The following is a 13,848-nucleotide window of genomic DNA, read 5'->3' on the forward strand; positions in this document are numbered from 1 at the left end:
AAGCGGTTATCCGGGGCCCGAAGTGTGAAATTGCGACTTGCACCACGTTCATTTTTCTGCGCATACTGTGATGGCAATCACCACATATGCCGTTGATGCGTGGCGGGAGAGATCCGCTCACACCATGGGCGGGCGCCGTAGGAGCAATTTCCTCCCCGGGAAACTCTCAGGCACCTGTACCGCTACGAACAGGCACCTCTGGAAAGCAGCCCAGGTTCGTCCGGGCTCACCGAAGGAGCAAGCTTCACCCAGTATTCGGGTGGAAGTGAAAACTCTCAGGTTGTAATACAGATTGGGGAGGGACCAAGAACAGTGCCGCACCGAGCGCACCAGTTTCGAGGGACTCCCCGTGGCATTCGCAGCAACTGCTCTGAGCGCAGCATGCCGCGCAATGCCCAGCTGGAATCCTTCCTAGTCGGATGCGTTCTTCAAAGCGAGCAGCTGCTCTCCAAGCCTTCAGGGCTTGGGGGCAGGAGCGCTTCGAGGCGTCACACCACACTCCTGGAAGGCAATCAGCATGAGTACCACCAGTTCTGGCCCCGCACTCGAACGAGGGCTCTCCAATCGTCACATCCAGCTGATCGCCATTGGCGGCGCCATCGGCACCGGCTTGTTCATGGGCTCCGGCAAGACCATCTCGGTAGCCGGCCCGTCGGTCATCTTCGTCTACATGATCATTGGCTTCATGCTGTTCTTCGTCATGCGCGCCATGGGCGAACTGCTGTTGAGCAACCTGAACTACAAGAGCTTCGCCGACTTCGCCGGCGACCTGCTAGGCCCTTGGGCCGCATTCTTTACCGGCTGGACCTACTGGTTCTGCTGGATTGTTACCGGCATCGCCGACGTCGTGGCCATCGCCCATTATGTCGCCTTCTGGTGGGGCGATTTGCCGCTATGGATCCCGGCACTGGCCTGTATCGTACTGCTGCTGGTTCTGAACCTGGCGACAGTGAAGGCTTTTGGCGAAACCGAATTCTGGTTCTCGCTGATCAAGATCGTCGCCATCGGCGCACTGATCGTGGTTGGCCTGGTTATGGTGATCACCGGTTTCGAGCACAACGGTGCTTCTTCATCCTTCGCTAACCTGTGGAACGACGGCGGCATGTTCCCGACCGGCTTCATGGGCTTCGTAGCCGGTTTCCAGATCGCGGTCTTCGCCTTCGTTGGCATTGAGCTGGTTGGCACCACCGCGGCGGAAACCAAGGACCCCGAAAAGACCCTGCCCAAGGCAATCAACTCGATTCCTGTCCGCATCCTGTTCTTCTACGTTGGCGCGCTGATCATCCTGATGGCCGTGACCCCCTGGGATCTGTTCTCCGCTGCGCAATCGCCATTCGTGGGCATGTTCGCCCTGGCCGGTCTGGCTGGCGCCGCTGGCATCATCAACTTCGTGGTGCTCACCTCCGCGACCTCCAGCGCCAACTCGGGTATCTACTCGACCTCCCGCATGCTCCGTGGCCTGTCCATGGAAGGCGATGCACCGAAGACGTTCACCAAGCTGTCAGGCCGCAAGGTTCCGCGCAACGCCCTGATGTTCTCCTGCATGTTCCTGCTGGCCGGCGTCGCACTGCTCTACGGCGGCGATTCGGTCATGGGAGCATTTACACTGGTCACCACCGTCTCGGCCCTGTGCTTCATGTTCGTCTGGACCATCATCCTGCTCAGCTACCTGGTCTTCCGTGCTCGTCGCCCGCACCTGCACGACGCATCGAAGTTCAAGGTCCCTGGCGGCAGCTTCATGCCATATGTTGTGCTGGCATTCTTCGGCTTCATCTTGTGGGCCCTGACCACCCAGACCGATACCCTCATGGCTATGGCTATTACCCCGATCTGGTTCCTGATCCTGGCTGCAGGCTACCTGGTCATCCGCCGCAACCCCCAGCACCAGGCGCTGCGCGCCGCGCACCTGGCCAAGGTGGCGCACGAACGCTATGAGGCCTCCGCCTACCGTGATGCGGAATCCTTCGCCAAGCGCGAAGCGGAAACCGCGGAGCAGGTTTCCGAGGATATCCACCAGTAGCCCGAGCACCTGACAGGTCTCTCGATCAGGCCCCGGCATCACCAGATGCCGGGGCCAAACTGCATAGTCGCTGGGATCGCTACCGCGATCGCCGGGGTCGATGCGATCATGGCGGCAGGCAGCAACCACTTGCACAGTCCGACCCGCTGCCGCTTGGAGGAGAGAACCATGGCATCAACCGGTCCGTTACCGCGCTTCGAATTCGATCAGAGGCTGGGTGCCTTGCCTGATTGGAAGCGTGATGACCTGGGTTTGCGGGCCGCTTACCGTTTCGATTGCGCGAGCACGGCCTTGCAGTTCATCGTCCAGGTAGGCCTGCGCGCCGAGCAGGACAACCGGCATCCGCACCTGGAGTGGCGGGTTTCCATCGTCGAGCTGCGCCTAGCGCATAACCAGCCCGAGCATCTGGGAGCACTGGATCTGGAATTAGCCCGCCATATCTCCATCGAGGCCGGCAAGCTCGAAGCGCAGGTGGTCACCGAACACTGGTAGCCCCCGGCGTTCGGCCTTGGCGCCGGCGGGCCACCAGCAGCGAGATGGCGATGCTCTGCACCGCACCCACCAAGGCGCCCAGCGCCGTCATGGAGATGCGGTCGATGAGCAGGGACGCGGCCGGTTCAGGGCTGACCAGGTGGACCATGAGCAGTGCGGTGACCGTCATGAAGACCATCCCCACCGCATAGTTGCGCAGGATCACCAGCTCGATGACGAACTGCGAGGCCAGCGCAGCGGCCAGGATCACCCAGACCGGGGAATCGAAGGCGAAAACTATTGCGGTCAGCGCTACGCCAATGCAGGTGCCTGCGCAGCGCTGCAGCCCGCGGGCTACCCGCGCATAGGCATCAGCGCCGGTGACCGCGGCGATCGCGCCGAGACTGGCCCAGTACCAGTGGCCGTCGCTGAGCAGATGCCCTGCGATGCCCGCCAGCAGCACGCCCGAGCCCATTTGGAGCGACTGGGCCATGGCCAGGGGCGAGGGCGCCCAGGCATATCCGGAGCGCAGGGTATGGAGCAGGTTGGCTTTGCGCATCGACAGGCCAAGCATCAGCAGCATGCTGAAGGCCATTGTTCCGCCGCCGGCCAGCAGCACCCCGGTGAAGCTTTGCGAACTGGCCGGGATGCCCAGGCAGGCGCCGCCGGCGAAGACCGCGAAGACCGGTCCCGGCGGCATCCAGCGCGCGGCATGGGAGACGTAGTTGGCGCCAAAACCAATAAATGCCAGCACTAGCACACGTACCGGGAACGGTGCCTCGATAAGCGAAAAACAGGTGCCCAGCAGCATTGCGGCCAGCTGCACGATGCCTGCCGAGAACTGCTGCCAGAAACGCGGCGCGTACGCGTCGAAACGGCCGAAGACCGCGCAGAAGGCGCCGAACGCTGCATACATTGCCCAGTCAAGGCGGCCAAGGCCGGCCAACAGGATCAGCGGCGCGGCCAGGCTGACCGTCGCCTTGGCTGCCGGGATGAGCGACGGGCGGTGTGGGGCCACGACGACGCTGCGCTGCACTATTTCTTCCAGGTGGCGCTTCACTGGCGTGCCTCGCCGTCCTGCGTAGCGACCAGCTGCAGCAAGGCGCGCAGCTGCTCCCGCTGCGGCTCATCCAAGGCGCCGAAGACCTTAGCTTCGTTATGCGAGGCAGCCTCCATTGCCCGGGCAGCGAATTTCCGGCCCTCGGGAGTCAGTGTGATGACGTTGCGGCGGCGGTCCTCCGGATCAACTTCGCGTTCCAGGATCCCACGGCTCGACAGCTGATCGAGGTAGGCCACCAGATGGCCGCGGTTCACATTCGAGCGATCTGCCAAGTCGTTCTGGGAGATGCCGCCGAACTCCTCCAGCGCGCAGATGATGGTGAAATGATGCCGGGACAAGGACCCGGATTCCATCAGCTCGGTGAGCTCCTGGGTGCCGATGCGTCCGGCTCGGGCGGTGAGATAGCTCAGCGAGTTCCATTGGAACTGCGGAATCCGGTATTCGTTCATCCCTTCAAAATATCATTTCGGCTTGAAACGATTTCGCCATGAAGCAGTTTATTCGATGAATCTCACACGCAGCTGGCGCGCGTTCCATCGCCAGCTGCGGTCCACGGAATCATCGTCTCTTGGAAGGTGAGGGCTTGTTCTCCTTGGCCGCCGCCATAGTGCGCCGCCTGTCAGAGCCGAAGATCAGCCAAGAGGAATTTGGCGCCCAGTTCGCCGATGAGGATGGCCGGGGCATTGGTGTTTCCGGTGGTGATCTTGGGCATGATCGAGGCATCGATGACGCGCAGCCCTTCCAAGCCGCGTACCCGCAGCTGCGGATCCACCACGGCCTGCGCATCCGTGCCCATGCGGCAGGTACCCACCTGGTGGTGGTAGGTCACGACGTTGTTCCGAATGTAATCCTCCAGCTGCTCATCGCCGCGTATTTTTTCGCCCGGGTAGATTTCCCTCGCTCCCCAGTCCCCGGCCAAGGCATCTTGCTCCACCATCGCGCGGCATTGCTTCATCGATACCAGGAATGCCTGCATATCCCGCGGATCATCCAGCGCATTCAAATCGATGTTCACCGGGTCATCCAGGCCAGGCCCGCCCAGGGTGATTTCACCGCGGCTGTGCGGGGTGACGATCCCGGAGTGCAAGGTGAACGCAGTGCCGCCGACCGGTTCCATGCCCGGGGAATACATGGGCACGGCGAAGAAGATCGGCTGGGTGTCCGGGCGATCCAGGCCCTCGCGGGATCGGGTGAACATGTGCGATTGCGAAACGGAGACCCCGGCACGCGGGGCGGGAATCGCCCGGGTGGTGGTTTCGGCAATCACCGGCGCCAGCAGGTGGTCATGCAGGTTCTTTCCCACCTGGTCCAGCTCATGCAGCGGCATGACGCCCGCGGCTTCGAGCTCGGCCGCCGGGCCGATGCCTGAGCGCAACAGGATTTGCGGGGATCCCAGGGCACCGGCGCTGAGCACCACCTCATCCGCGCGCAGCTCCTGCAGCTGCCCGCCGATCCGATAGCGCACGCCTACAGCGGATCCGGATTCGAGGATCACCGAATGCACCTCGGCGTCCGTGATGATTTCCATGCGCTCGCGCACCGGCTTCAGATAGGCCTTCCAGGTGTTGATGCGTTCGCCGCCAGCAACGTTGATCTGCTCCTTGGAAACGCCTTCCAGCTGCTCGCCGTTGTAGTCGGGATTGAACCGGATTCCGGACTGCACCGCGGCGTCAATAATCGACTGGTGGATCTCATCCAGCTCGTAGTCGTTGTCCACCGGCACCAGCCCATCGCTGCCGTGGAATTCGCTGGCGCCGCCAGAGAAATTCTCGATTTCCTTGTAGATCGGCAGGACATTCTTCCAGGCCCACTGCTCGCCGCAGTCCTTGGCCCAGTCATCGAAATCTTGCGGGGCGCAGCGCACCCAGATGGTCGCATTCAGCGCGTGGGAACCGCCGAGCACCTTGCCCCGTGGCAGGTGCATCGGCTTGTTCGCTGCCCCGGCCATCGGGACGGTGTGGTAATCCCAGTCGTCCTTGCTATGCCACAGCTCGCCCATGCGCGAGAGGTCGTGGATGGCAGGGTTGGTGTCCTCGGAGCCAGCTTCGAACAAGGTCACCCGCGCCCCGGCATCCACGAGCCGGCGCGCGACCACCGAGCCAGCCGAACCTGCGCCTACGACTATGACCGACTTGCTGCCCATGGGTTTTCCTCCAGTTAGGATGCCTGCGAAACTTGTTTCTCCCAGCCTGTACAGGCCAGCGGGTTTTCCCTTGGCATCCGGCGCACAACAATTGGCATCGCGTGCGCGTTTTTACCCTACGGGCCGCTTAGATTCCCTTGCGTGCCGCACGCAGTTCATCGACACGCACCAGCACCACGCCGCACACAATCAGCAGGCCGCCGAACAGCTGCACCGCACCAGGCAGTTCGGAGAGCAGCAGCCAAGCCCACAGCACCGCGAAAAGCACCTCGGTCAACGAGATGAAGCTGGCCACCTTGGACCCCAGTTCCCGGGCGGCCATCACACCGGTGGTGTAGGAGAACACGGTGGCGATCAGGATCAGCCCGGTCAAGGCCAACCACCACGGGGTTTCATATCCAGCAAATGATCCGCTGCCGGCGGCCCACTGCATTGGAAGGATTCCCAAGCCGCCAACCAGCAGCATGGTTAGCGCGCCAACGGCCATGCCACCGGCCGACAGCATGATGGGTGGCAGCGCGCCATCGACCTTGGCGCTAATGAAGAAGTAGACCGTCAGGCCCACCGCTGCCCCCAAGCCCCAGAGCACGCCGATAGGATCAATCCGCGTGGCGCCGGTCAGATCCAGCACCGCCACCAGGCCCGCCAATGACAATAGGGTGCCAGCGATCGTTGCCGCCGACGGGCGCTTCTGGTGCTTGGCCCAGAGCACCAGCACGATGAGCACCGGAGCCAGATACTCCAGCAGCAAAGCCACCCCGACATCCAAGCGCTGCACCGCCAAGAAATAGCACAGCTGGCAGGCTCCCACTCCAAACAATCCGAAGAGCACAATCGACACCCAGTTGGTGCGCAGCAACGTCCAGCGGCCGCGCATCGCCAGGACCGCAGGGATCGCCAGGACCAGCGCGGCGCCGGCCATGCGTGCGGCCACGGCCGCGTTGGGACTCCACCCTGCTTCGAAAAGCCCCTTGGCGAAGGAGCCGGAAATCCCGAAGGCCGCGGAGGATGCCAGCGCAATCCAGATCCCCCGGGACTGGCTTTGACGCAGTACTGGACTGCCGGCAGTGGCGGCCGGAAGGCCGGAATCAGACAGGTCGCTCATGAGGATCTTTGAAGTCTTTCGCGGAGAATTTCATGCCGCCGTTCAGGGGCAAATGGGGGTATGAGCATGACGATACGGTTAGGCTTGAGTGGCAGTCAATCTACCCAGCTTCCAGGAACGAATTATGACCTTTGCCCTAGATATCGAAGCTTCATTGAAGTCCGTGGTGAACCTTCTGAATACCGAGGTGCAAATCGTGGATATGCTCTCCACCGTCGCTGATCTCGATGAGTTCCTTGATGCCGAGAATTTCGAAGGCTCCCGCGCGCACAACCAGGCAGAGCTTCGCTCCATTCGCCAGTTGCGTTCCCAGCTGAAGAACATCTGGATAGGTACCGAAGAAGAATCCGTCTTCCGGGTCAATGCGATCCTGCGCAACGCCAACGCCCAGCCTCAATTGATCAAGAGCGAATCGCTGGGTTACCACCTGCACGCCACCACCAACAGCACCCCGCTCTACGACCGCATGGCCGTGGACGCCGCGATGGCACTGGCGGAAGTGATCCGCTCCGGCGGATTGCAGCGTCTGCGGATCTGCGCCTCGGAGGACTGCGAGGCGGCCCTGCTGGATCTGTCGCGCAACCGCTCCAAGCAGTACTGCGATACCGGCAACTGCGCCAACCGCGAGCACGTGCGCGCCTACCGTGCGCGCAAAGCCGGAAAACGTATCGACTAGCCAGAACCCCGACACTGAGCACACCAAGTCTAGTTTCGTCCGTGATCGGCCAGCGCCCCTGCGCACTTCATCGCCGCAGCGTGGCCGAGTAGCTCGCTGTAGCCTCGGGCCCACCGCCCATGCCCGTGACCAGCGGCCAGCACGTGGCCAAACTGTCGCTGGGCGATGTCCCTCGCCTTTTACCTTGCCCGGGCCATATGATGAACACACAACCGGGGATACCGGCAGTTGCAGTAGTGGAAGGGGCAGGTCATGACTCAGGAAACCCACGCTTCGGATGATTACGAAGCACGGATAGAAGCAGCTGAGAGCGGACCATTGAAAGCCGCGGCCCGCTGGGTTGTAGCTCTGGCTTCTGCCACGCTGGGCGATGCAGAGTACGAAGCGAACGAGCCCCAGGTAGTCGTGCATTCCCGCCAAGATGATTCGGTGCTTCTGCGCATGACAACCTCCAGCCTCGAAGAAGCTGAGCGGCTAATCGTCCAGATCCGCGCGGACTTGGAGGCTTTGGGCACCGAGGAATTCAAGGCGGAGTGGGAAGGCGCAGGCGACAAGCCCTAGCTAGATGGGCTAGCGGCTAGTTCTCGACAAGAATCCCGTCGATATCCGCGTACACCATCGCGCCCGGCCGGACCTTCACATCCCCGATACTGATCACTTCATCCACCGAACCGTGCGAACGCTTGACGGTTTTGCGCGGGTTGCTGCCTAGTGCCTTGATCCCGAGTTCCATTTCAGCCAGTGCCGCACGGTCGCGTACGGCGCCGCTGATGATGACCCCGGCCCAGCCATTGGCTTCGGCATTCGCGGCAATCATGTCACCCATCAGGGCGTAACGCAGGGATGCTCCCCCATCGACCACGAGCACTGCGCCATTGCCCGGGAAGCTCAGGATCTCCTTGACCAGGCCGTTGTCCTCATGGCACTTCACGGTACGTGCCGGCCCGTGGAAGGACAGCCGCCCGCCGAAGTCCTGGAATTGAGCCGAGACGGACTGCAGTGCATCCCCATGCTGGTCGTAGAGGTCGGCGGTGCTGATCGGTTCCTGGTGCATGGTGTTTCCTTCATGAGCTGCGATAGTGGTCCACCACACAGCTTAGCCCGCAGTGCCCGCAACCCCAGCGCATGACGAAAGTGTCAGAGATTCAGTTCCGCTTCATAGGCCTTGGCGTCCAAGGCGCCGAGGCGCGAATTGCGGCGGCCGAAGCCCAGATAGATCGCAGCTCCCACAGCCATCCAGATGGCGAAGACCAGCCAGGTGATGCCAGCCAGGTTGAACATCAGGAACAGGCAGGCAGCGATGCCCAGAATCGGGGTCACCGGATACAGCGGGACGCGGAAGGTCCGCGGGGTATCCGGCTGGGTTTTGCGCAGGTACATTACCGAGACACCTACCAACGAGAAGGCGAACAGGGTGCCGATGCTGGTCGCTTCGGCCAGCTGGCCCAGAGGAATCAGCGAGGCGGCAATGGCCACGACCGCGCCGGTGACGTAGGTGCCGATGACCGGGGTGCGGGTGCTGGGCGAAACCTTGGCGAAGAAGCGCGGGATCAGGCCGTCGCGGCCCATGGAGAGCAGGATGCGCGTCTGCCCGTACAGGGTGGTCAGCACCACCGAGACGATCGCGATCACCGAAGCCAGGGCGAAGGCCAAGACCATCCACTTCTGTCCGGTGATCTCGGAAACGATCTGCACCAGGGCGGCTTCTGATTCGGCGAACCAGTTCCACTCCCGGGCGCCAATGGCGGCTACAGCAACCAGCACGTAAATGGTGGTTACCAGCACCATGGCGATCATGATTGCCCGCGGCAGGTCCTTCTGCGGATTCTTGGCTTCCTCGCCGGCGGTCGAGGCCGCGTCGAAGCCGATGTAGGAGAAGAAGACCATGGACGCTGCCCCGGTCACGCCCGCGGCACCCATGGGCAGCAGCGGAGCGAAGTTCCCGGCATTGAAAGCGGTGAAGGCGACCACCACGAAGAAGACGAGGATGGCGATCTTCACGATCACCATGACGGTGTTGGCCAGGGCCGATTCGCGGGCACCGCGAACCAGCAGCAGGGTCGCCAAGATGACCACGATCAATGCCGAGAGGTTGATGACGCCGACGTCGCCCGGGCCGGCGGCCAGGGCCTGGGGCAAAGCCAGGCCGAAGATCTCCAGCGTCTGGTTCACGTAGGCGCCGGCACCCACCGCCACCGCTGCCGCGGAAACTGCGTATTCCAAGACCAGGCACCAACCGCACACCCAGGCCATGCCTTCGCCCAGCGTGGCGTAGGAATAGGAATAGCTGGAGCCGGAGACCGGGACCATGCCCGCCATTTCGGCATAGGAGACCGCCGAAAGCAGCGCGGTGATGCCGGCAAGCACGAAGGCGATCCAGATCGCCGGTCCGGCGACCGGAACGGCAGATCCGAGGATCACCAGGATGCCGGTGCCCAGGGTGGCTCCGACGGAGATCATGACTAGCTGGGTGACGCCCAGCGAGCGCTTGAGCGTCCCGAGCCCGGCGTTGTTCGCGGCGTCGTTGGCCATCGCCTGGATGGACTTGCGCCGTCGCAGCTGCTTGCCCAGTGGGGTGCGGCCATGCTGATCAGAGATACTCGTGCTACTCACTTGAAATCCTTGGTGCGTGCTCGAGGCGTCCTGCCTCGATCAATTGGCCCGGCAAACGACAACGCGCTGGGACTATCTGTGGATGGACAGTCCCAGCGCGTCATGCCGCGTGGCTAAGCTTTATTATCAGTCTTCAAACTTCTTGTCCGGGTTGGATGAGGATCGGTTTACCCCGGTCCCCTTTCCCAGGTCAGGATCATTGTCCTTGGCGGCCATGGTCATCACCGAGATGACCAGCAGGCTTGCGACAAAGGCGATGCCGAAACAGGCCAAACCGATATCGAAGCGCAAGGGATTCTGCGATCCGCCGGTGGAGCTAACCAGGCCGACCACGCCGGCGACGATGGCCAGGATCAGCGAGAAGCTCAGTGGGCCCTTGATTGACTGGCTCCACGGTTGCTTCTTCTTGTTGTTTCCCACCAGGAACTCCGTTTCTACTTTTACTGCAGACCTAAAGACTAGTTGCTTTCCTGGTCCGGCGAATTGATCGTGGTCGGGGCGGCTGCCTTCGTTTCATGGCGATGGCCGAAGGCGGCAATCAGCGCGAAAACGGCCAGAACGATAGTTCCGCCGCCAATCAGGCCGAACAATGCGTGCGCATCCATGCCACCGCTGAAGCACAGCGAAATGGCCAAGATCACGCCCACCGCGCCGGTAACCAGCTGGTTCCTGAACGGCGGGAAGGCCTCGCGATGCTTGGCAAAGACGATGAGCTCGGCAATGCCTCCGGCCAGGAATGCAAAGGCACCCACATAGCCGACCCAGGCAATCGAGCTGACGAAGATGGTGGCGATACCAGCCAGAAGCATCAGTCCCGCACCCAGCGCGTAGGGGGCGCGCGACTTCTCCGGCGCGCTTTCCACAGATACGTACTGCCACATGAACACGCCAGTGACAACGAGGAACGCTGCCGTGGAGTAAGTGACAACCTTGTCATCTGCGCCGATCCAGAAAATCGACATCAGGGCATAGGCCAGGGCTGTCAGGCCGCGCAGGAATACTGGGCGGAAAACTTCTGAAGCTTGAACTGGGGTGGTTTTTGGTGCAGGCACAATTTCTATTCTACCGCTCATAGAACTAACCGCCACTTCGCCCGGGGTTAATCACATCAGCCACGGCGGCGAATCAGCGACTGGTCCAGATCCCCGATGCTCGCCGCGCCCATCAGCTGCATAGTCACTTCCACTTCCTTGGCCAGCAATTCGATGGCACGGCTTACGCCTTCCTCTCCCCCAGCCATCAGGCCGTAGAGGTAGGCGCGGCCAATCAGCACGAAGTCCGCTCCGGCGCACAGCGCGGCGACAATGTCCGCGCCGGACATGATGCCCGAATCCATGATGATTTCCATGTCCTCACCGACTTCGGCACGCACTTCGCCCAAGGCCTCGAAGGCGATCGGCGCGCGGTCCAGCTGCCGGCCGCCATGATTGGAGACCACCAGTCCGTCAGCACCGGCGGCCTGGGCCTGGGCAGCGTCTTCGCTGGTGAGCACGCCCTTGACGAAAAGCTGGCCCTTCCACAGCTCGCGGATCCATTTCAGATCCTCGAAGTCCAGGGAGGAATCGAACATGGAGTTGATGATCGTTGGCAGGTCTGCCGACGTATCCGACAGCGATGCGAACTTCAGCGAATCGGTGGTCAAGAAGTTGTACCACCATTCGGGTCGGTACGACGCATCGAGCACGGTCTTCACGGTCAATTCCGGCGGGATCTTCATGCCGTTGCGGGTATCGCGGTGGCGTTGGCCGGCCACCGGGGTGTCCACGGTGACCAGCAAGGTGTCATAGCCCGCTGCAGCGGCACGTTCCACCAGCGCCCTGGACTTCTCCCGGTCCTTCCACAGATAGAGCTGGAACCGTTTGCGGCCCTCGGGGGCCGCCTCGGCGACCTCCTCGATGGATCGGGTGCCCATGGTGGACAGGCTGAAGGGAATCCCTGCTTCTCGGGCAGCCCGCGAGCCGCCGATTTCGCCCTCGGAGTGCATGAAACGGGTGAAGCCGGTGGGGGCGATGCCGAAGGGCAATGCCGATGGGGCACCGGCAATGGTGGTGGAAAGATCCGACTGCGCGGTTCCGTGCAGGATTCGCGGCAACAGCTCAACGTTATCGAACACCGCTCGGGCGCGGGTCGCGGTGATTTCTCGCCCGGCAGCGCCATCTACATAGTCGAAGGCCGCGGCGGGGGTGCGGCGCTTGGCGATCTTGCGCAGATCCCAGATGTCGGCGGCACCGGCCAGCCGGGCGGCGCGAGGGCTAGTGCTGGGGAGTTTGAACTTCATCAGGCTGACCAGTTCGGCCACGTCGGGCAGTTGGCGCTTGAGATTACCCATGGGTTGTTCCTTTACTTCGGTGGAAATTGCCGGTCTAGTACAGGGTGCGCGAGCTTGCGCGGGTGCCGATGAAGATTGCAATGGCCGAGGACAGGCAGCACAGCGCCAGGTATCCCGCTGGCATCGCGATGGAGCCGTTGCCCGCCTGCAAGAGCGCAGCGGCAATCAGCGGCGAGAGCCCAGCGACGATGGCGCCGTTCAGTTCGCGCGCGATGGCAATCCCGGAGAAGCGCACCGAGACGGGGAACAGCTCGGTGAGGAAGGCCCCTTGGGCACCGGAAGTGCACGGGATCACCAGCGCGTAGCCGGCGGCGATGCCCAGGAACCCGAAGGCGAACTCGCCAGTGGAGATCAGTGCGAAGATCGGGAAAGCCAGGATCAAACCTGAAATGTTTCCCGCCGCCAGCACCTTGGAAGCGCCGAACCGATCGGCGAGCCAGCCGCCCACCGGCGTGAGCAATACGGAGACCAAGGAGCCCAGGGTGACCGCCAGCAGCGCATGGCTGCGTTCCATGCCGCTGGTGACCATCAGGCTCAGCGCGAAGACCGCAAGGATGTAGTTCACCGCGTTGTGTCCGGTGATGGCCAGGAAGCCCAGGGCCACGCGGCGCCAGTGCGCGGCGAAAACCTGCACGATGGGGAGCTTGGCCTGCTGCTGCTCGGCACGGGCCGAGGCCATGGCGGCGGCATAGTCAGGGGTCTCTTCCAGCTTGTTGCGGATGTAGATGGCCACGAAGAACAGCAGTGCCGAGACCAGGAATGGGATGCGCCAGGCCCACCCGAGCAGTACCTCGTCACCGGCCAGCGAGACCAGGAAGAAGCACACGGTGGCCAGCGCGATGCCAAGCGGCGGGGTGGACAACACCAGCGAGGTGTAGAACCCGCGTTTTCTCGGCTCCACGTATTCGGCCACCAGCGTCATGGCACCGGTCAGTTCCGCGCCAGCGCCGAATCCCTGGATCAGGCGCAGCAGCACCAGCAGGCCCACGGACCACACGCCCCAGGTCTGCGCGGTCGGCAGCAGGCCGATGCCCACGGTGGCGATGCCCATCAGGATGACCGAGAGCAGCATGGCCGGGCGGCGCCCGAACCGGTCCCCCAGGTGGCCGATGAGCACACCGCCCAGCGGGCGGGCCACGAAGCCCACCGCGAAGGTCGCAAAGGACGCGATCGAGGCCGCCGCTTCTCCGGCTCCGGCGAAGAACAGCGGACCGATCACCACCGATGCGGCCGCGCCATACAGCGCGTAGTCGTACCATTCAATGGCCGTGCCGAAGACAGAGGCGAACAGGGCCCGGCGCCGGTTGCGCGCTTGCTGCGTGCTGGCAGAGTTCTGGGTGATCGGCACAGTCGTAGTCCTTGCGATAAAGTGGTGTTCCGTAAGATACCTGAAATATATTTCACCTCAGACTAGAGTGTTGCCCAGAGCGA

14 protein-coding genes and 1 riboswitch are annotated in these 13,848 nt (G+C 62.7%); of the genes, 4 read left to right on the plus strand and 10 right to left on the minus strand.

Annotated features, from left to right (window positions below):
- Positions 1–93: 93 nt before the first annotated feature.
- Positions 94–192, plus strand: a riboswitch (glycine riboswitch).
- 325 nt (positions 193–517) lie between these two features.
- A complete protein-coding gene (cycA, locus tag ACIOTL_RS01465; protein ID WP_400341385.1) occupies positions 518–2,020 on the plus strand; it encodes a D-serine/D-alanine/glycine transporter in 1,503 nt (500 codons plus the stop codon).
- Positions 2,021–2,188: 168 nt separating this feature from the next.
- Positions 2,189–2,512, plus strand: coding sequence for a 4a-hydroxytetrahydrobiopterin dehydratase (locus tag ACIOTL_RS01470; protein WP_365942785.1), 324 nt, complete (start codon positions 2,189–2,191; stop codon positions 2,510–2,512).
- Here the strand turns inward: ACIOTL_RS01470 and ACIOTL_RS01475 are convergent.
- The 4 genes from ACIOTL_RS01475 to ACIOTL_RS01490 form a co-directional block, all read right to left on the minus strand.
- Entirely contained in the window at positions 2,496–3,551 is a 1,056-nt protein-coding gene (locus ACIOTL_RS01475) for an FUSC family protein (RefSeq protein WP_400341387.1), read from the minus strand. The two genes, ACIOTL_RS01470 and ACIOTL_RS01475, sit on opposite strands and share 17 nt — an antisense overlap.
- Positions 3,548–4,000 (minus strand): MarR family winged helix-turn-helix transcriptional regulator, encoded by a 453-nt coding sequence (locus ACIOTL_RS01480; RefSeq protein ID WP_400341389.1) that lies wholly within the window; start codon positions 3,998–4,000, stop codon positions 3,548–3,550. Before ACIOTL_RS01480 ends, ACIOTL_RS01475 begins: the two co-directional genes overlap by 4 nt.
- Positions 4,001–4,170: 170 nt before the next feature.
- Positions 4,171–5,694, minus strand: a complete 1,524-nt coding sequence (locus ACIOTL_RS01485) for a GMC family oxidoreductase (RefSeq protein ID WP_400341391.1) — start codon at positions 5,692–5,694, stop codon at positions 4,171–4,173.
- Positions 5,695–5,821: 127 nt separating this feature from the next.
- Complete coding sequence (locus ACIOTL_RS01490) at positions 5,822–6,799, minus strand: EamA family transporter (RefSeq protein ID WP_400341392.1); 978 nt, start codon at positions 6,797–6,799, stop codon at positions 5,822–5,824.
- A 124-nt stretch (positions 6,800–6,923) separates the two neighbouring features.
- Here ACIOTL_RS01490 and ACIOTL_RS01495 point away from each other — a divergent pair, with 124 nt between their 5' ends.
- Together ACIOTL_RS01495 and ACIOTL_RS01500 are read left to right on the plus strand one after the other, a co-directional pair.
- Positions 6,924–7,475 (plus strand): CGNR zinc finger domain-containing protein, encoded by a 552-nt coding sequence (locus ACIOTL_RS01495; protein ID WP_400341394.1) that lies wholly within the window; start codon positions 6,924–6,926, stop codon positions 7,473–7,475.
- A 252-nt stretch (positions 7,476–7,727) separates the two neighbouring features.
- Positions 7,728–8,036: a hypothetical protein gene (locus tag ACIOTL_RS01500; protein ID WP_105656103.1), complete on the plus strand. Its 309-nt coding sequence runs from the start codon at positions 7,728–7,730 to the stop codon at positions 8,034–8,036.
- Between the two features lie 16 nt (positions 8,037–8,052).
- Here ACIOTL_RS01500 and rraA read toward each other — a convergent pair whose 3' ends face one another.
- The 6 genes from rraA to ACIOTL_RS01530 form a co-directional block, all read right to left on the minus strand.
- Positions 8,053–8,529, minus strand: a complete 477-nt coding sequence (gene rraA / locus ACIOTL_RS01505; protein ID WP_105656102.1) for a ribonuclease E activity regulator RraA — start codon at positions 8,527–8,529, stop codon at positions 8,053–8,055.
- 83 nt (positions 8,530–8,612) lie between these two features.
- The gene (locus tag ACIOTL_RS01510; protein WP_400341900.1) at positions 8,613–10,007 is read right to left on the minus strand and encodes an amino acid permease; all 1,395 of its coding nucleotides are present in this window, start codon (positions 10,005–10,007) and stop codon (positions 8,613–8,615) included.
- Between the two features lie 207 nt (positions 10,008–10,214).
- Complete coding sequence (locus ACIOTL_RS01515) at positions 10,215–10,508, minus strand: hypothetical protein (protein ID WP_286134039.1); 294 nt, start codon at positions 10,506–10,508, stop codon at positions 10,215–10,217.
- A gap of 38 nt (positions 10,509–10,546) precedes the next feature.
- Positions 10,547–11,140, minus strand: coding sequence for a DUF308 domain-containing protein (locus ACIOTL_RS01520; protein WP_332499084.1), 594 nt, complete (start codon positions 11,138–11,140; stop codon positions 10,547–10,549).
- A gap of 56 nt (positions 11,141–11,196) precedes the next feature.
- A complete protein-coding gene (locus tag ACIOTL_RS01525) occupies positions 11,197–12,417 on the minus strand; it encodes an alpha-hydroxy acid oxidase (protein WP_400341396.1) in 1,221 nt (406 codons plus the stop codon).
- Between the two features lie 34 nt (positions 12,418–12,451).
- Positions 12,452–13,765, minus strand: coding sequence for an MFS transporter (locus ACIOTL_RS01530; RefSeq protein WP_400341398.1), 1,314 nt, complete (start codon positions 13,763–13,765; stop codon positions 12,452–12,454).
- Between the last annotated feature and the right edge of the window lie 83 nt (positions 13,766–13,848).

This window comes from Glutamicibacter sp. NPDC087673, from assembly GCF_044743255.1.
GTDB lineage: Bacteria > Actinomycetota > Actinomycetes > Actinomycetales > Micrococcaceae > Glutamicibacter.